The 19,554-nt window shown below is 60.0% G+C and carries 11 protein-coding genes; 8 read left to right on the forward strand and 3 right to left on the reverse strand.

Annotation, left to right across the window (positions count from 1 at the left end; translation table 11 throughout):
- The first annotated feature begins 47 nt into the window (after nucleotides 1–47).
- The 7 genes from prmA (at nucleotide 48) to AC1RME_RS10920 (ending at nucleotide 9,793) form a co-directional block, all read left to right on the forward strand.
- The gene (prmA, locus tag AC1RME_RS10890; protein ID WP_085732735.1) at nucleotides 48–926 is read left to right on the forward strand and encodes a 50S ribosomal protein L11 methyltransferase; all 879 of its coding nucleotides are present in this window, start codon (nucleotides 48–50) and stop codon (nucleotides 924–926) included.
- Between the two features lie 30 nt (nucleotides 927–956).
- The gene (locus AC1RME_RS10895; protein ID WP_096819742.1) at nucleotides 957–2,228 is read left to right on the forward strand and encodes a DUF3426 domain-containing protein; all 1,272 of its coding nucleotides are present in this window, start codon (nucleotides 957–959) and stop codon (nucleotides 2,226–2,228) included.
- A 185-nt stretch (nucleotides 2,229–2,413) separates the two neighbouring features.
- Complete coding sequence (gene dusB, locus AC1RME_RS10900; protein ID WP_085732733.1) at nucleotides 2,414–3,424, forward strand: tRNA dihydrouridine synthase DusB; 1,011 nt, start codon at nucleotides 2,414–2,416, stop codon at nucleotides 3,422–3,424.
- The gene (gene fis, locus AC1RME_RS10905) at nucleotides 3,421–3,741 is read left to right on the forward strand and encodes a DNA-binding transcriptional regulator Fis (RefSeq protein WP_003186237.1); all 321 of its coding nucleotides are present in this window, start codon (nucleotides 3,421–3,423) and stop codon (nucleotides 3,739–3,741) included. The genes dusB and fis overlap by 4 nt, the downstream gene beginning before the upstream one ends.
- An 82-nt stretch (nucleotides 3,742–3,823) precedes the next feature.
- Nucleotides 3,824–5,431, forward strand: coding sequence for a bifunctional phosphoribosylaminoimidazolecarboxamide formyltransferase/IMP cyclohydrolase (purH, locus tag AC1RME_RS10910; RefSeq protein ID WP_102620083.1), 1,608 nt, complete (start codon nucleotides 3,824–3,826; stop codon nucleotides 5,429–5,431).
- Between the two features lie 189 nt (nucleotides 5,432–5,620).
- A complete protein-coding gene (gene purD / locus AC1RME_RS10915) occupies nucleotides 5,621–6,913 on the forward strand; it encodes a phosphoribosylamine--glycine ligase (protein ID WP_096819744.1) in 1,293 nt (430 codons plus the stop codon).
- A gap of 102 nt (nucleotides 6,914–7,015) precedes the next feature.
- Nucleotides 7,016–9,793, forward strand: coding sequence for a hybrid sensor histidine kinase/response regulator (locus AC1RME_RS10920; protein ID WP_493071241.1), 2,778 nt, complete (start codon nucleotides 7,016–7,018; stop codon nucleotides 9,791–9,793).
- Here AC1RME_RS10920 and AC1RME_RS10925 read toward each other — a convergent pair whose 3' ends face one another.
- Together AC1RME_RS10925 and AC1RME_RS10930 are read right to left on the reverse strand one after the other, a co-directional pair.
- Complete coding sequence (locus AC1RME_RS10925) at nucleotides 9,794–10,504, reverse strand: hypothetical protein (RefSeq protein ID WP_493091191.1); 711 nt, start codon at nucleotides 10,502–10,504, stop codon at nucleotides 9,794–9,796.
- Between the two features lie 61 nt (nucleotides 10,505–10,565).
- On the reverse strand, nucleotides 10,566–11,360 hold the full coding sequence (locus tag AC1RME_RS10930; RefSeq protein ID WP_493091193.1) for a hypothetical protein: 795 nt from the start codon (nucleotides 11,358–11,360) through the stop codon (nucleotides 10,566–10,568).
- Between the two features lie 254 nt (nucleotides 11,361–11,614).
- Between AC1RME_RS10930 and AC1RME_RS10935 the strand changes: the two genes are divergently transcribed.
- Nucleotides 11,615–12,211, forward strand: a complete 597-nt coding sequence (locus AC1RME_RS10935; RefSeq protein ID WP_096819748.1) for a MarC family protein — start codon at nucleotides 11,615–11,617, stop codon at nucleotides 12,209–12,211.
- Between the two features lie 66 nt (nucleotides 12,212–12,277).
- Here the strand turns inward: AC1RME_RS10935 and AC1RME_RS10940 are convergent, their stop codons facing one another.
- Nucleotides 12,278–19,417 (reverse strand): TcdA/TcdB pore-forming domain-containing protein, encoded by a 7,140-nt coding sequence (locus AC1RME_RS10940; protein ID WP_493091195.1) that lies wholly within the window; start codon nucleotides 19,415–19,417, stop codon nucleotides 12,278–12,280.
- Nucleotides 19,418–19,554 lie beyond the last annotated feature (137 nt).

The raw sequence follows: 19,554 nt of genomic DNA on the forward strand, positions 1-19,554 counted from the left end.
CTCGCAGGCCGCTAGGCTGCAATCAATCTTTTTCACAGGTGCCCGCCATGCCTTGGCTGCAAGTCCGTCTCGCCATCAGCCCAGAACAAGCCGAAACCTACGAAGACGCTTTCCTTGAAGTGGGCGCCGTTTCGGTGACCTTCATGGACGCCGAAGATCAGCCGATCTTCGAACCGGAACTCAATACCACCCCGCTGTGGGCGCACACCCACTTGCTGGCCCTGTTCGAGGGCGGCACCGAAGCGGCGCCGGTACTGGCCCATCTGGAACTGCTGACCGGCAGCCCGCTGCCCGAGCATCACAGCGAAGTGATCGAAGACCAGGACTGGGAACGCAGCTGGATGGACGGTTTCCAGCCAATGCAATTCGGTCAGCGTCTGTGGATCGTGCCGAGCTGGCACGCCGCGCCACAACCTGACGCAGTCAACCTGCTGCTGGATCCGGGCCTGGCATTCGGCACCGGCACCCACCCGACCACGGCCCTGTGCCTGGAATGGCTGGACGGTCAGGACCTGAAAGACTGCAACGTGCTGGACTTCGGTTGCGGCTCGGGGATTCTGGCCATCGCCGCCCTGCTGCTCGGCGCCAAGGAAGCCGTCGGCACCGATATCGACGTGCAGGCGCTGGAAGCGTCCCGCGACAACGCCGGTCGCAACGGCATTGCCGACGAGCTGTTCCCGCTGTATCTGCCGGAGGATCTGCCGCAGGTCAAAGCTGACGTGCTGGTGGCCAATATTCTGGCCGGTCCGCTGGTTTCCCTGGCGCCGCAACTGTCCGGCCTGGTCAAGTCCGGCGGGCGTCTCGCACTGTCCGGGATCCTCGCCGAACAAGGTGAAGAAGTCGCCGCTGCCTACGCGCAGGACTTCGATCTCGACCCGATCGCCAATCGTGATGGCTGGGTGCGCATCACCGGCCGTCGGCGCTAGAATGACCGCCTGCTCAATCCGGATCGCCGCATGACCGACAGCTTCGTCACCCAGTGCCCGCATTGCCAAACCAGTTTCCGCGTCAGCCACACTCAATTGAGCGTGGCCCGCGGGGTGGTTCGTTGCGGCTCCTGCCTGCAAGTGTTCAACGCAGCCAAGCAGTTGCTCGAACAACGCGCAGGCAAGGAAGCAGTCACGCCGGTAGCGCCAGCCATCGTCGAACCGGCACCGGTCACCGAAGCACCGGTCGTCGTCAGACCACCCGAGCCAATCGAACCGCCTGAGCCGCGCACCATCAGCCAGAAGCAGTGGAGCGCCGCCGAGCTGGATCTGGACAGCCTGGACCTGGATCAGGAACTGGCCCGCCTCGAGCAGCGGGAAATCCAGCCGACCACCGAATTCGGCCGCCCGCGCGAAGAGTCTCTCAGCGCTCGACGCGACAGCCATGAGCCGGAAGACGAGCCGTGGTCGGACAGCCTGTTCAGCGAACCGGCGGACGAACGGATCAGCGAACCCGAGCATGAAACCGAAGCCGTCGACCTCGAACCGGTGAAGCAGGAACGCACCGAACCTTCGTTGTCACTGGAGCCGGTGGACCTCGATGACGAGCCGCCCATCCCGCAACTGCGCCTGCACGACCCGATCGATCATTCCGCGCGCCACGAACGCCTGTCGGCCAGTGACGAAGTGGACGACGATCTGCCGGCGGTCGAGCCGCCGCGCAAAAAGCGCGAACGCAGCGAGCCCGGCGTACGTGCCGAAGTGCTGCAGGACCTGACCGACGATCCGCTGCAACTGGACTGGCAGAAACGCCGTTCGCCCTGGGGCCGACGCCTGCTCTGGCTGTTGCTGATTCTGTTGGCCGCCGGCGCCCTCGCCGGTCAGTACATCGCCTATCATTTCGATGAGCTGGCTCGCCAGGATCAATACCGCCCGTGGTTCCAGCAACTGTGCCCGCAGATCGGCTGCACGGTGCCGTCCAAGGTCGATATCGCCAAGATCAAGAGCAGCAACCTGGTAGTGCGCAGCCATCCGGAGTTCAGCGGAGCGCTGGTGGTGGACGCGATCATCTATAACCGCGCGCCCTTCTCGCAACCGTTTCCGCTGCTGGAGTTGCGCTTCGCCGACCTCAACGGCCACCTGATCGCCAGCCGCCGCTTCAAACCCGGCGAATACCTCAACGGCGACCTTGAAGGCATGGCGGAGATGCCGCCGCAGACGCCGATCCACATCGCCCTCGACATCCTCGACCCGGGGCCGAAAGCGGTGAACTACAGCCTGAGTTTCCACTCGCCCGAGTGAAACGCTTCACCGCTCCGGGTTTGACGGCAGTTTTCTGACTGGGCATCGACCGACCAAACCGGCGGTAATAACAGAATAACTGTTCAGATTTTGTTCAATTCAGCCTTTATCCAGTCATCGAGAGCGGGTATCATGCCAACCCTTTTTCGAACTCTCATGATCCGGCCCCACTTCAGGGAAGTCCTATGTCGGCGGTACGCATCGGCCCATATACATTGCAGAACGGCTTGATCCTCGCCCCCATGGCGGGTGTCACCGACCAGCCCTTTCGTCAGTTGTGCAAGCGATTGGGCGCAGGGCTTGTAGTCTCGGAAATGGTCACCAGTGACATGAGCCTGTGGAATACCCGCAAGTCGCGCATGCGCATGATCCACGAAGGCGATCCCGAGCCACGCTCGGTACAGATTGCCGGTGGCGACGCGCAGATGCTGGCGGATGCGGCCCGGGCCAACGTCGAACTGGGTGCACAGATTATCGATATCAACATGGGTTGCCCGGCAAAAAAAGTCTGCAACAAGGCTGCCGGCTCCGCGTTGTTGAAGGATGAAGCACTGGTTACCGAGATCCTGCACGCCGTGGTGGCTGCGGTTGATGTGCCGGTGACCCTGAAGATCCGCACCGGATGGGATCGCGACAACAAGAACGGCCTGACCGTGGCGAAGATCGCCGAGCAGGCCGGGATCACGGCGCTGGCGGTGCATGGCCGCACCCGCGCCGACCTGTACACCGGCGAAGCCGAGTACGACACCATTGCCGCGATCAAGCAGGCGGTGTCGATTCCGGTCTTTGCCAACGGCGACATCGTATCGCCGGAAAAGGCCCGCTACGTGCTCGACGCGACCGGTGCCGATGGCCTGTTGATCGGCCGGGCCGCCCAGGGGCGGCCATGGATTTTTCGTGAGATCGAACACTTCCTGCGTACCGGCGAAAAACTGCCGGCGCCGGAGCTGATCGAGGTGGAACGCATTCTGCTTGAGCATCTGGCCGCCCTCCACGCCTTTTATGGGGACGTGATGGGTGTACGCATTGCCCGAAAGCATGTGGGCTGGTATCTCGCAACCTTGCCGGGCGCCAAGGAGTTTCGCGCCCGTTTCAATCGTTTGGATGGTACGGAAACACAATGCGCCAACGTTCGGGAGTTCTTCGCCGAACGTTACAAGAGCCTGACAGGGGACGGAGAAGGGGTGGCCGCATGACGATGATGACCGAGACTTTAGTGAGTGGAACAACACCCGTGAGCGACAACGTGAATTTGAAACAGCACCTCAATACACCGAGCGAAGAAGGCCAGACCCTTCGCGGGAGTGTCGAGAAGGCGCTGCACAATTATTTCGCCCACCTTGAGGGCGCAGCCGTCACGGACGTGTACAACCTGGTGCTCTCCGAAGTCGAGGCTCCCCTGCTCGAAAGCGTGATGAACTACGTCAAGGGCAACCAGACCAAAGCCAGCGAGCTGCTCGGACTCAACCGCGGCACGCTGCGCAAGAAACTCAAGCAGTACGATCTGCTGTAAGCATTCAATCAAACCAGAAAGGCGCCCGCGTAAAACCGGTCGCCTTTTTTGCTGACTTCCCTTGCTTTTGATGGAAATTGAGATGACCGACCAGACTACCCGCCTGCCGATCCGCCGCGCCTTGATCAGTGTTTCCGACAAGACCGGGATCCTCGAATTCGCCAGGGAGCTGGAAGCCCTGGGCGTGGAAATCCTTTCCACCGGCGGGACCTTCAAACTGCTGCAGGACAACGGCGTGGCCGCAGTGGAAGTCGCGGATTACACCGGTTTCGCAGAGATGATGGACGGGCGGGTGAAAACCCTGCACCCGAAAATCCACGGCGGGATCCTCGGTCGTCGCGGTATCGATGACGCGATCATGAACGAGCACGGCATCAAGCCGATCGATCTGGTAGCCGTCAACCTGTACCCGTTCGAAGCCACCATCAGCAAACCAGGCTGCGACCTGCCGACCGCCATCGAAAACATCGACATCGGCGGCCCGACCATGGTCCGTTCGGCCGCGAAAAACCATAAAGACGTGGCCATCGTGGTGAATGCCAGCGATTACGCCAACGTCCTGGAAAACCTCAAGGCCGGCGGCCTGACCTACGCTCAGCGTTTCGACCTGATGCTCAAGGCGTTCGAACACACCGCCGCCTACGACGGCATGATCGCCAACTACATGGGCACCGTGAACCAGGCTGCCGAGACCCTGAGCACCGAAGGTCGCAGCGAATTCCCGCGCACCTTCAACAGCCAGTTCATCAAGGCCCAGGAAATGCGCTACGGCGAGAACCCGCACCAGAGCGCGGCGTTCTACGTGGAAGCCAAGCCGGCCGAAGTCGGCATCGCTACCGCCACCCAGCTGCAAGGCAAAGAGCTGTCGTACAACAACGTGGCCGACACCGACGCCGCGCTGGAGTGCGTGAAGAGCTTCGTCAAACCAGCCTGCGTGATCGTCAAGCACGCCAACCCGTGCGGCGTGGCCGTGAGCCCGGACGCCGAAGGCGGCATCCGTCAGGCCTACGAACTGGCCTACGCCACCGACACCGAGTCGGCGTTCGGCGGCATCATCGCCTTCAACCGTGAACTGGATGCCGAGACCGCCAAGGCGATCGTCGAGCGTCAGTTCGTTGAAGTGATCATCGCCCCGAGCGTCAGCGAAGAAGCCCGCGCCATCGTTGCTGCCAAGGCCAATGTGCGCCTGCTGGCCTGCGGCGACTGGTCGGCTGACCGCGCTGCTGCCTGGGACTACAAGCGCGTCAACGGCGGCCTGCTGGTTCAGAGCCGTGACATCGGCATGATCGGCGCCGACGACCTGAAAGTGGTGACCAAGCGCGCACCGACCGAACAGGAAATCCACGACCTGATCTTCGCCTGGAAAGTGGCCAAGTACGTTAAATCCAACGCCATCGTCTACGCCAAGAACCGTCAGACCATCGGTGTCGGCGCCGGCCAGATGAGCCGCGTGAACTCGGCACGTATTGCCGCGATCAAGGCTGAACACGCCGGTCTGCAAGTCGCCGGTTCGGTGATGGCATCCGATGCGTTCTTCCCGTTCCGCGACGGTCTGGACAATGCGGCCAAGGTGGGTATCACTGCAGTGATCCAGCCAGGCGGTTCGATGCGCGATGCTGAAGTGATTGCTGCTGCTGACGAAGCCGGTATCGCGATGGTGTTCACTGGCATGCGCCACTTCCGTCACTAATCAGACAACGGCCGCACTGAAGCCGGCATCTGCTGCGTTGGAGCCGACCTCGATGATGCTCATTGCCAAAAGGCAACTCCGCTCACCGAGGTCGACTCCGCCTTGCATCTACCGGCTTCATTGCGACCTCCTGGAGCGTGAAGCGCTTCAGGTTCCAAAACAGAATTAGCGTCATCCGAGGTTTTTGAAATGAATGTTTTGATCATTGGCAGCGGTGGCCGCGAACACGCCCTGGCCTGGAAAGTGGCTCAGGATCCGCGTGTGCAGAAGGTTTTCGTCGCACCGGGCAACGCCGGCACCGCGATTGAAGCCAAGTGCGAAAACGTCGCCATCGACGTACTGGCCCTCGAGCAACTGGCCGACTTCGCCGAGAAGAACGTTTCCCTGACCATCGTCGGTCCGGAAGTGCCGCTGGTTGCCGGCGTCGTCGATCTGTTCCGCTCCCGTGGCCTGGACTGCTTCGGCCCGACCGCCGGTGCTGCGCAGCTGGAAGGCTCGAAAGCCTTCACCAAGGATTTCCTGGCACGCCACAAGATCCCGACCGCCGACTACCAGAACTTCACCGAGATCGAGCCTGCCCTGGCTTACCTGCGTGAAAAAGGCGCGCCGATCGTGATCAAGGCCGACGGCCTGGCCGCCGGTAAAGGCGTGATCGTCGCCATGACCCTGGCCGAAGCCGAAGACGCCGTGCGCGACATGCTCGCCGGCAACGCCTTCGGCGACGCTGGTTCGCGCGTCGTGATCGAAGAGTTCCTCGACGGCGAAGAAGCCAGCTTCATCGTCATGGTCGACGGCAAGAACGTCCTGCCGATGGCCACCAGCCAGGACCACAAACGCGTCGGCGACGGCGACAGCGGCCCGAACACCGGCGGCATGGGTGCCTACTCCCCTGCCCCGGTGGTCACCGCCGACGTGCACCAGCGCGTGATGGATCTGGTGATCTGGCCGACCGTGCGCGGCATGGCCGAGGAAGGCAACGTCTACACCGGTTTCCTGTACGCCGGTCTGATGATCGACAAGGCCGGCAATCCGAAGGTCATCGAGTTCAACTGCCGTTTCGGCGATCCGGAAACCCAGCCGGTGATGCTGCGTCTGCAGTCGAGCCTGGTGTTACTGGTCGAAGCGGCACTGGCCCAGGCCCTGGATAAAGTCGAAGCGCAGTGGGATCCACGTCCGAGCGTCGGCATTGTGCTGGCCGCTGGCGGTTACCCGGGCGACTACGCCAAGGGCGCGACGATCAACGGTCTGGACGCGGCAGCGAGCCTGGAAGGCAAGGTCTTCCACGCCGGCACCGCGCTCAAGGACGGTAACGTCGTGACGGCCGGTGGTCGGGTGCTGTGCGCTACTGCCATGGGCGCCAGCGTGGGTGCTGCCCAGGAGCAGGCCTACAAACTGGCCAAGGCCATCGACTGGGAAGGCTGCTTCTACCGCACCGACATTGGCTACCGCGCCATTGCCCGTGAACGCGGCGAAACCCGGTAATAAGCTACGCTGTGTTTCCGGCAAGGGCCCTTGGTCCTTGCCGGACTGTTCCGACGCTGCGCATCGTTATATTCTGGCATCAACCTACGAAGGGATTTCGCCGTGCGCTGGCTCAGGATTGCCATAGGCTTCACCGTCACACTGTTGACCTTGCTCTGCATGCTCCCGGCCCAGGCCGCGCAAGGCAGTGGCTGGTCGGTATTGCTCGACGATCAGGGCAACCTCCAGCTGAGCGACATCCGCTCCGCCCGCTACACCAATCAATTCAGCCCTATCGAGCTTGACCGCCTCACCGCGGCCGAACCCGATGGCGCGTTATGGCTGCGCTTCAGACTGGCGCCCGGCAAGCACGAACAAGTGCTGCGCATCTTCGCTCCCGACCTGTCGCACCTCAATCTGTACGTGCTCGATGGCGACAGACTGATCGAGCAACGGGAAACCGGCACCGTCCAGGCCCAGGCCGAGCGCCCCCTGCCGAGCAGCGACTTTCTGCTGCCGCTGCCGCAAAGCGACAAGTCCCTCGACATCTACCTGCGAATGGTCTCCGACCACCAGTTACGCCCGTACATCACCCTGCAATCGGCGGTGATGGGCGCGGCCAACCATAATCAGACGCTGATCTACGGCTTGCTGTTCGGCTGCCTGGCGATGCTGATCCTGCACAACCTGATCCGCTACGCCTACACCCGCTCGCGCAGCAGCCTGTGGCTGGCAGTCTGTGAAGCGCTGCTGAGCCTGAGCCTGTTGCTGCTGCTCAACCTGGCTGGCCCATGGCTGCCGAACTGGCACGCGATCCAGACTCCCGGCGCCTATCTGGCCCTGCTGCTGACCGCGCCGGCCGGCCTGATGTTCGCCTACCGCTTCTTCGCCCCGCTTGGCCCGCACCCGCTGAACAAACTGCTGCTGGGCGACATCCTGTTCATCGTGATCTGCAGCCTGCTGCTGTTGTTCGTCAACACCCTGCCGCTGAACATCATCACTTACGCGCTGGTGGCCCTGGCCGGGCTGAGCATGTTGCTGGTGGCGTTCTATCACTGGCAGAAAGGCTACCGCCCTGCCCGCTTGTTCGTCGCCGCGATGGTGGTGTTCAACATCGGCACGCTGATCATCCTCCCGGCCTTGCTGGGGCTGACCCTGGTGGCGCCGCAAGGCCTGATCATGACCCTGATGGGCTTCATCTGCATCAGTGGCCTACTGATGAGCATTGCCCTCGGCGAGCGCCAGCGCAGCATCACCGAAAGCCGCTTCAGCATCAGCCGCGACCTCGCCGCGAGCAACGCCGAGATCAATGCCAAGGCCGAATTCCTCGCCAAGATCAGCCACGAGATCCGCACGCCGATGAACGGTGTGCTGGGCATGACCGAATTGCTGCTCGGCACGCCGTTGTCGGTCAAGCAACGCGACTATGTGCAGACCATCCACAGCGCCGGCAACGAACTGCTGACCCTGATCAACGAGATCCTCGACATCTCCCGCCTCGAATCCGGGCAGATCGAGCTGGACGACGTGCAGTTCGACCTCAACGCCCTGATCGACGATTGCCTGAGCATCTACCGCGCCAAGGCCGAACAGCAGAACGTCGAACTGATCAGCTTCATCCAGCCGCAGGTGCCACGGGTCATCAGCGGCGACCCGACGCGTCTGCGCCAGACGCTGCTGAGCCTGCTGGAAAACGCCCTGAAGAAAACCGAAGAAGGCGAAGTGCTGGTGGTGGTTGCCCTCGATGAGCGCAGCACCAAACCGCGCCTGCGTATTGCCGTGCAGGACAGCGGTCAGCCGATGGACCAGGAAGAGCGTGATGCGTTGATGCACGCCGAGCTGCACAGCAAGCACTTCCTGTCGGCCAACCGGCTGGGCGGCAATCTCGGGCTGGTGATCGCACGGCAACTGATTCGCCTGATGCAGGGCGAGTTCGGCATCAAGAGCGGCGCCAGCCAGGGCAGCACGCTGTGGCTGACCCTGCCGCTGGACCCCGATCGTCTGGAGCATCCGACCTCCGATCTCGACAGTCCGCTGCAAGGCGCGCGGGTACTGGTGGTCGACGACAACGACACCTGCCGCAAAGTGCTGGTGCAACAGTGCAGCGCCTGGGGCCTGAACGTCAGCGCGGTACCGTCAGGCAAGGAAGCGCTGGCCCTGTTGCGCACCAAGGCGCATTTGCGTGATTACTTCGACGTGGTCTTGCTGGACCAGAACATGCCCGGCATGACCGGCATGCAACTGGCGGCCAAGATCAAGGAAGACCCAAGCCTGAACCACGACATCCTGCTGATCATGCTCACCGGCATCAGCAATGCGCCGAGCAAGATCATCGCGCGAAATTCGGGGATCAAACGCATCCTGGCCAAACCGGTGGCCGGCTATACCCTCAAGACTACGCTGGCCGACGAACTGAACCAGCGCAACCGTGGCCAGGCGGTGTTCCAGCCTCAAGCAACCGGCCCGGCCACGGCAGTCAAGGTCCCGAGCGATTTCCGCATTCTTGTCGCCGAAGACAACACGATTTCCACCAAAGTGATCCGTGGCATGCTCGGCAAGCTCAATCTGCAACCGGACACCGCCAGCAATGGCGAAGAAGCCTTGCAGGCCATGAAAGCCCAGCGCTACGACCTGGTGTTGATGGACTGCGAAATGCCGATCCTCGATGGCTTCTCCGCCACCCAGCAACTGCGGGCCTGGGAAGTCGGCAATCAGCGCATCCGTACGCCGATCGTCGCACTGACCGCGCACATCCTCGCCGAACACAAGGAGCGTGCGCGCCAGGCCGGCATGGACGGGCACATGGCCAAACCGGTGGAGCTGTCGCAACTGCGCGAGCTGATCGAGCACTGGGTGGCCCAGCGTGACCAGCAAAACCGCAGCACCGCACGGACGTCTTGATCAGCGTTGGACGCCAACCTCTACCTCTGGCTTCCCGGGCATTTGCCGGATCAGCTCAGCGAACGGTTCCAGGCGCTTTTCCAGCACGCCTCGGATCGGCTCCTGCAGTACGGCAGACATATCCGCCTGGAAAAACTTTTGTTCGACGACACCCTGCACATCGGCCGATGTGAAGACCCTGGAAAACGGATTGACTGTACCGCCCTCTGAAGACTTCAGGGTGATATACACCGCACTCAGACGAGGGCCCGGTTGCGCAACGACGACCAGAAAACGAAGCAGGTCAACCGGCCCGGCCTTGTCCTCCGGTGCCAGTACAGGTTGCTGGATCCTCTCCCGAAGAAACCCGATCAGTGGATCTGCCGCCGGCAACCCGGCAATGTCTTGCAGTACCGGCAGCCATTCACGGGCATCGACATCATCGAGCGACTTCTCCAGCAGCAGGGTCATCCAGTCCATGGCCGACGCCATGGCGTCCAGTGGCGGGGTGAAGGTGTCCCATGCCACTTTCCGTTGCAACCAACTGTCTTTCAAAACTTGCTGCCAGATTGAATACCATTCGACCTGGCCGGATTGAAGCCATTTCCGGGTGGCTGCCAATTGTGCAAACAAGACGGAGTGCTGAACATCTTGCTGTTCCTGGGCAGACATTCCTGAAGGTAGCAAAACCAATGCTCCTGCATTGGCATAAACCGAGTATTGCATATTCATCCATACCTCCAGCACAGGGGATAGATGACGGCGTATCGCACCGCCATCTACTTTTATTAAGTCAGATTTCCCACTCACTGATTTGCCTGACCGCACGATCGCCCAACTTTCCAGCAATAATGGCGCGAGTCTTTTCAATGATGGACGGCACCATGGTCATATGCGATTCGCCGCGATACAGATCCACGGAACTGCTATCCCAATTAACGAACAGCACTTTGGTCTGATTGGCTCGATTGATATAACGAACAGCACCCAATGTCAAAATAACTTCCTGGCCTGGAGTTTCAAGGCAAGAACCCACGGCAAAACCCCCGGTGCCTTTTTCCTTAATGTTCTGATCGAATACTTTCAACGGTTTATCCGAGTTCTGCAGCGAGGCCATCGCATCGGCAGCCACTTTCAGCAACAGTGCCGAAGTCGGCCCCGGAACCGCTGCCGCAGCGACTGCCGAGCTCAGGATCGTCAGGGCCAACTGGTCCATCGTGAAGCTTTTACCGGAGGCGGAGGTCGAGTCGTAATAACGCTTCAGGACGATCCAGCCAGCGTCCTGCATGACCTGGAGGAAGATTTGATACCACTCCTTACCCTGATTATCGGCGGGGTACTTCTTGTTCGCCGCCAACGATGCAAAAAGATAAGTATTGAGTACATCGGCACGGTTCTGATCGGACATGCCCGAAACAAAAGAAAGAATCGCATCGCCCACAATCGAAGCCCGACTCGGTTCTTCAATATCGAAAGCCATCACGCCGGAAGCACTGCGCGAATTGATAATGATCTTTTCAGGCGTTACATCATAAGCACTCAGACGCTCCAGGCGATCGGCGAGAGTAACAACAGTATTTTTTTCCATGAGCAATTTCCTTAGTTTGTTTTTTTTCAACGAACCCTTCCTGAGTTCGCAAAACAAAACTACACAGCGGAAAACCAACTAACAAGCCAACAACCATTACCAATAGATAACAACAAACAGTCACAACAATACTTGCACGAAAACAACAAACAGCAACTTCACCACTACCAATCGATCACCCACAGCGATCTTGCCGACAGACCGTGCGGCGCCTGATAGACTCCGTTCAACTTTCGTCGGCGCGAGTTTCAATCATGCTCCATGTGTTGTTCAGCGTTTACCTGAAGATGCTGGTGCTCTACAGCCCGTTCTTCGTGTTGTCCTGCTTCATCAGCCTGACCCGGGGGTATTCGCGCAAGGAACAACGGCGCCTGGCCTGGAAAGTAGCGATCGCCACCCTGGTGTCGAGCGTGTTGCTGTATCTGTTCGGACGGGTGATCTTCGACGTGTTTGGCATCACCGTGGATGCGTTCCGCATCGGTGCCGGCAGCGTGCTGTTCATCTCGGCGCTGGGCATGGCGCAGGGCAAGTCGGCCGTGCAGACCGACAACGTGCAGCAGGATGTAACGATTGTTCCGCTGACCATTCCATTGACCGTCGGCCCCGGCACCATCGGTGCATTGCTGGTGATGGGCGTCAGCCAGCCGCACTGGGATGACAAGCTGATCGCGATCATGAGTATCGCCCTCGCCAGTTTCACGGTTGGAGTGGTGCTTTACCTGTCGAACCGCATCGAGCGGATTCTCGGCGACCAGGGCCTGCAGATCGTCAGCCGCCTGATGGGGTTGTTCGTATGTGCGCTGGCGGCGCAGATCATCTTTACCGGGGTCAAAGGCTACCTTGTGCCTTGAACCCTGAAACGAAAAGACCGCCGACGGTAACGTCGGCGGTCTTTTTTCGTCAGTGCCCGTAAGCCCTCAATCGGCAGACTCGACGGTTTTCTTCGCGCCAGCCTGATCGATCAAGGCTTTCAACGTCACGCTTTCGGTTTCATCCTTGCGCGCCTTCAGCCAGCGCACCAGGGTCGACACCTGACATGGACGCAGCCCCTTGACCTCAAGCATGGCATCACCACGCAGCGCCGGATCAGGCGCATCCGCATTGCGCACCAGCACACAGTGCTCACTGTCGGGATCAATTACCACCAGATGCTCCTCGACCATCCCCACTTCGAGCTTGTGCGGATCTGTCATGGTCAGGATCAAGCGGCCCATGAACTGCGGAAAACCCACCAGCGGATAACGGCAATCCACCACCAGCGAATCGAGCTTGCGCATGAGCGCCTCGGTCACATGCCATTTCATCGAACCGCGTCCCACCCGCAGAACCAGTGTGCGCACATCGTCCGGCACCAGCGGCAGCAGATCGTAGGCATCCACCCGCCCTTCAAGCACCAGTACCTCACCCGTGCGCTGGACATAATCCAGCGGCTTGATCTGACGCAAACTCGGGTAGCCCTGAACGACCCGCTCCTGCGGCTTATGTAGCAGGACATCGGTATTTCGCCGGGTTCCGAGCAGCTCGAAATCCTCCGGTAAATCGGCAGCGGGGATCTGGATCAGCCGTGCGCTGTCGGCGATGTACCACTGAACACTGGCGTCCTGCGCAGCGATTGAAATGAACGGACGATGCGCCTCATTCGCCAGCAAGGCCTGCAAGTTGCCGATCAGATTGTCGCCATGGATCGCCAGCCAATCATGCTGCACGCCGGTGATCAGCGGGGGTGCCTGATGTTCCAGTTGCAGCACCACCCCCTCCCGCGTCGTGCCCACAAGACCGGCACCGTCGATCCGGACATCGGCAAAACGCCAGGCAGTCCACTGTCGTTCGGGTTTGGGCAGCAATGCGGCCTGTAACAATTGCGTGCCTTTTCCGAAGGCCTGGTCGAGTTGCTCTTTATCGATAAAGGTCTGGCGCCAGACCTCGCCGCTTTCGGGTTCGAACAGCCATGCCGATTGATTGTCCGGCGTCATGCCGAGCAATCGGAGCTGCGTCTGTTGCGCCTCACACAGCAGCAGGCGGCCACCCACGTACCAGGCGTGCAAGCGTACATCGCCAGCGGCGTTGGCAATGCCGACAATCGCGAACTGTTCAGCGGTGTATTGCCGGGCCACCACTTCGAGCGCCAGCCACCATTGCCCTCGTCCCTTGAGCCACGGTTCGGCCAGACCCGCAAAACGCACTTCGCCGTCGGTACCGATCTCGAACGACAACCCGTCCTCGGTCCGCGCCTGATACCCCTTGTGCTCAGCAGTCACCTGTTTCAAGCCCTCAGGTTGCACCCAGCGGTGCGACCATTGGCCCTGCCCTTCCTCCACTGTGCGCTGCACCCGGCACAGGTTCTGAAGCGGGCGGTCGTAGATGACGAACACGTCGACGTCATCAGCCAGCGTCAGCAGCATCAACTCGTTCAGGTTCTGGACCGAGTCGGGCCAGCCGCGTGCATGACGACGACGCGGTACCGGCCGCACGATCAGATTGTCACGGGTACGAATCCAGGCCATGTCCCGGGCGTTCTCTTCGATCTTCCAGCAGATCGAAACGTAAGGCGCGAACTGCCAGTCGACCATGGCATAACCCTTGTCATCGTGAACCGGTTTGGGCACCACCCACTCGCCCAGTATCGGAGCCCAACCGGCCAAGGGAGTGCTGTCATCGAGCAGCGACTCGAAGGTCGGTTCAAGTCCGCGAGTAACCGAACTCAACCACAGCTCACCTTCGTGAATCAGGTAGTCAAGGCGTTCAAGCGCGCCGTTTTCAAAGGCATATTCCTGCACCACATGCACGACGCCCTGACCATCGACCTCCACACTGCGAATCGTGCTGACACCTGTGCGACGGAACATCAAACGATAACGATGGCTGAGCAGCCCGGTGCCGGCATCGACCTGGCAGATCTCGTAACCGAACGGATCATGGAAAAACGCCGAGCCGCCGACCACCACCGACAACAGGCCCTCATCATCGAACACCTCGTCATTGCGGATGTAGAGGATCCGGTCATCCTCGGCGTCATACCAGCCATTGGTGTAACGCGGCGCCTTGATGTTTTCGAACGGAATCAGATAGTCGTGGATCGGCGTATAACGCAGCGCCAATCGATGAGCCCGCGCGAGTTCTTGCAGATGATCCTGCAGGATCTGCCCGTCCAGCCCTTTAGGCGCCTGCTCTTGCAGCAGCTCCAGCTCATTGCGTTTGGCGCCGGCGACCCTGAAGAGCCGGCCATTTTCGATCAGCAGGGAAATGTCCGGCGCAATGGCCGCCGTCACCTTGAACTGGCAGCCCTTGACACTGAACTGCCCGTCCTTGCCAAACACAATGTCCTTCTCGCCGGCCCAGGGGGCGACGATGATCCAGCGATTCTGTTGAACGCCCACTGACACCAGCTCAAGGTTTACACCGGGGTTGAGCACCAGTGTGCAGGTGCCGCCACCACCCTGAATCCGATAGCTGATTTGCTCGTGCCAAGGCTTGGGAATTACCGGCACAACCAGTTTGCGCGCCTGCCCATCGAGTGTGACGCTGATCTCGGTCGGCCGGTAATCAGGGTACAGCCGATGGACGATGTGGTGGCTGGGAAACGAGTAGAACGAAAACAGGAACAACCACTGACCGTCCGTTTTTTTCTTCTCCAGACGCCGCGCAATATCGAAGCCCTTGTCGTGGCGTTGCGATGAAAACGGCAGGATCTGGTACTCGTAGCGGTAGCAGGTGAGCGGCGTGCACGGCAACACAATGGCCTGATCGGCCGGTGGTGCGAACGCCATTTCGGCGGGGTAGCCAAGTTCCTTGCTCAGGTGGATGGCTCGCGGGTAATCGACCTCGAATTCCGGTACGCCGAAATGATCGTGCAGCGGATACAGACGGGTGCTATCGAGCAGCAGCTTCCCGGTGTTCAGATCCAGACCGTTGATAATCAGCGACGGACGCGGCAACCAGGCACCTTGCTCGCAGCTATAGCGATACCCGGCACTGTGATGCGCCTGTTCCAGTTCCGCGAAAAACAGCCCGACCGCTTTCGCTTCTTCTGCGATGGTTGCGAAGTTCTGCGCCAGTGCAGCCACGCCGACCGCCAGGCCCCCCAGAATCACCCCGGCGCCGCCCAGCACCGCAGCCGCCGTACCCGCGCCGGCGAGCGCCGCACCAAGTCCCGCTCCCGTCAGGGCCAGACTGCTGGCGTCGAAAGTCAGTTGAGTTGCATAGGTGGCAGTCTCGACATCATCGCGGGCATTCGCCAGCTGATAGATATCGAAGCCAACATTGGCCAGACCCAGCACGGCACCGACGCCCTCGTTGACGACATGTCCGGCCACTGCGCCGAGGGTTCTGCCGGTCAATGGCTCAAGTGCTTCGCCGACCACCTTCGCACTGGTGCGGGCAATCAGTTTTTCATCGCGCAACGTGGCTTGAACCAGACTGATCAGCCCTGCCACATCGACCACATTGCCATGCACCAGTTGTGCGTAGTTGACGTAGGCATGCCACTGCACCGCAGTGGTCAATGTGCGCTCGTCGCCTTCACGCCCGCGCAACGCATTCATCAGTGCCTGCACCGCAAACCCGGCATTGAGCGTGTGCACCGCTGCCGCCTCGGTCGGACCCACCACCGCGCCGGTCGCACGTTTGCGCCCCAGGGTCGAGAACAGGTCAGTCAGGTAGCTCCTGATTCGCAACAGGCGATCATCCCGGCTGGTGACCATGGCCACCGACTCGCCACTCTGCGGATCGATCATGTTCACCCGATAGCCGCCCTCGGGTATCACCTCCAGCGAATCGAACAACGGCACCAATGGAGTGACCGAATCATGGCCCTCCTGCAAGCGCGAAGTTGCCTCAGCGATCTGCTCCGCCCACCAGTGATTGTCTGAAGACAGCAGCGCACTGCCCAGGCGCGAATTCGCCATCAGCGACTGGCCGTGAGCACTGTTCACCCTCTGGCGAATGGGCCTGAACGGTTTGTCCGGCAGTGGTTCATCCTTGAGCAACTGAGCCACCTTGAAGCCGCTCGACAGCTCCAGACCGGCAACCTGCTCCCCCTGGACATCGATCAGATCGAACAGCGGCCGGCCAGATTTGCCATACACCGCATAGTGTCGGGCCATGTTTGTGTCCTTGAAGAACTGCTTCAAGGCCATTTTGAAGGTCGCTGGACTGTCGAATTCGAACAGGCCGAAGTTCGGATCATAAAAGTGGTAAGCGTCTGTCGCCCCACTCACTGTCCGGGCCACCAGCATCGAGTGGTTGTCCGAGTTAAGCATCAGGGTTCGAGTCCCGACGGACTCCTCGAGGGTTGTGACGACCTTGTCCAGATCGACCCGCCCCAGTGCCGTGCCCAGTTCGGCGGCGTTTACGCCACGCATGTCCTCCAGTGCACCGAGAAACGCTGTCGAGTCCGATTGCTCCGGTTCAAGTACCGCAAGGAAAAACCGCTCGCGTAACTGTCGGGTCGCCGTATCACTTTGCGTAAGGGCAGCACTCATCGCCAACGCCAGCGGAAAGCAGCGCCCGGCAGCGGTATCACCCGGCCCGTGCATCAACAGATCCTGAGGCACCAGTTTCGCGGTACCGGCTTCAAACTGATTGAGTACCTGCTCCACCCGCTCCTGCACCTTTTCGCGGTGTTCCTGAGTGGCGAGCCGCTGGATCTGCGCCACCTGACGCCCCCAGTCGAACAGCGTCACGGCGTTGGCCAGCGCGTTTTTCTTCAGGCCCAATGCGCTGACCGAGTTCGCCGGCAAGCCATCCTCGACACTCGCCATCCCCGCCAGAAACGCGGGTGCCCGACGCTGATAGAGATGCTGTTCGATCACCGCGTAACGCCCGGAGGTTCCACGCTCCCTGACGCTGTTGATCAGATTGTCCAGCGCACCGCTCAGGGCAGAAAAGCTCTGACTGTCCAGTGACTCGACGCCCAGCAATGCTCCTATCGTCAAACGCTGCAATGGGTTGAGCTGCTCAAGGTGCCAGGAGCCAGCACCAAGACCGATCAAGATTTCATCCAGCGCAAGATTTTGCGCGAGCTGATTTTTAGGGAATGCCGGCGGTCGCAGGCGCGTGTCCTGATTGCGGATGGCCTGACGATCATCGAAGCTCAGCGGCATCCTTTCAGCGAACACGACCGGGCCGTCGTGGCCGCTCATCATCGCCTGGGTAAACGGTTCGCCGAGGCGCTCGGCCATGCGCTGCAACAGCTCGGTGTTCAGGACATGGCGTCCTTCGATGAGCGGCCAGCCGAGTTCGAATTCGACAGTCGCCTGCTTCAGCAACTCAGCGATGTTCCCGGCGTAGCGGGTTTTGTATTGGCCATCGCGCCAGTTCTGCTTCTCGGTTTCCACCCACTTGTCAAAGTCGGTTTCATTGTCTTTCCAGGAGTGATCCTGCTCCTCTTCGGTTGTGCGATTGACTGTCGTCAGGGGATCTATTGCCATCTCCGCACGGGAGGCTTCTGCGCCGCGAGACGTTAACCGAGCCTTTTCGAAATCGCTCGTACCGTCCTTGATGCCGACCGGGCCGGTCAAATAGATCGTCCCCTCACCTTGCGGACGAATGCCGTCGTTGTAGTAATTGGCGGCGGCGTCTGCAAGATAGGCAGCGAAAATCGACTCCTCCCCTGGTAAGTCAATGAGAGGACCGTAGGCTTTTTCCAGAACCTCGTTCGCCAGTGAAGACATCGCCTCAGAATCTTCAAGTCTGACACCTCTCTGAGCAGCCAGCCGGGCAGTGTCTTCAACCAACCGATAATTGAACCGGAAGCGATCAAACACGGACTCGATGACTGTCGAACCGGGATGGGCCAACATGAAGGCATTACTGATCGTGGAACCCTCTGCCACGGCCCTTAAGGTGTAAGGTCGGGCGAGAAGGTCCCGGGGAGGCTGGAACACTTGATTGAGGCTTGGCTGGCTACTGGCGAAAGCTTGCAGTTCTGGACGATGCTGTTCAGGAATTCGCACCGTGTAATCGGTGTATCGACTGCGCAGAGCTTCACGGCCAGGCATCCAGTGGGGGTTGTGATCCAGCAGCAACTGCAACACGCCCAGTCGTGCTCCGTTGTCGAAGCCGCTAATGTCGACACCACCGATCTCTTGCAGTAACGGAGGCAAGTTATCGACATCGGAATAACTGCCGCCTTCCGGATACAACGCTTCCATTCTGACAATGTCCGACGCTGCGGCGAAGTTGCCACGCAGACGCATTTCGCGCTCGTAGATATCTCGCAACTGCAAAGGTGTTTCCGTACTCGCCAGGTCGCGCAGTCGTAAACCTCTGTCAACCAAGCCCTTTACGCTTTCACGATTTCGGTTCTTCAGCTCACGTAAACCCCCTGCGTCTTGTCCATAAGCACGAGCCAGTAACTGAACTCTCGCGTCATCGGCCGATTCGCCTCGTGCGGTTGCATCATTGATGTAATCGTACATCTGCTGTTTCAGAACAATGGCGCGGGCGACATACGATTCGCCCAATACCCGCTCAGACGTACTTTCGGTTCCACCCTGCAACATTGCATCTGCTTTGGCGGCCTCGATAATCAAACGGTTGGTTTTATGGGCCAGTAACGCATCGCTGTCGTACCAGAGATTGATTGTGTAGTCGTGTCCAGTCAGCACCTGTTTCCACAGGTTGATGTAATCACGCTGTATATCCCCGACGCCTCCTCCGACCCAGACGAAGTGCAGTATCTTCGGCACCTGCGTCGCCGAGACCTTCATCAGTTCTATGCCGTATTGCAGTCGCGCGTCGAAGTCATCCACTCTTCCAAGAATTTGCGTCAGACCGGGCGATGCCTCTTTATCGGGGCTCGGCGCGGGATCCTGTTCCACATCGCGGCGTACACGACGCGGCCCCAACTCTCCCAGCGCCTGTCTGAACAGCGCCAGCGGGTGCTGTAGCCGGGGTGAGTCGAGCAAACCGATGCAGGCGAAGTAGTAACGGATAACCGCGTCATATTGACGAGTATTCTTGTAGGGCAAGAGTGCCTGTTCAAGCTCCGTCAGCTTAAACAGTTTGACAAAATTCAAGTGCTTGCCATCAACCGCCTTTATCTTCATATCTTGCATAAACCACCTTCCTTGAAACACTCGATGACATACGCACAACAAAGTGCGCACAGCTGTACCCAACCGAAAAGAACAATGCCTTTTTGGCAAACCGAAACAGTGAACAATTCGAGAGATAAAAACCTTCAAGCAAAACT

The organism is Pseudomonas sp. GW822-FHT03F08, assembly GCF_058801265.1.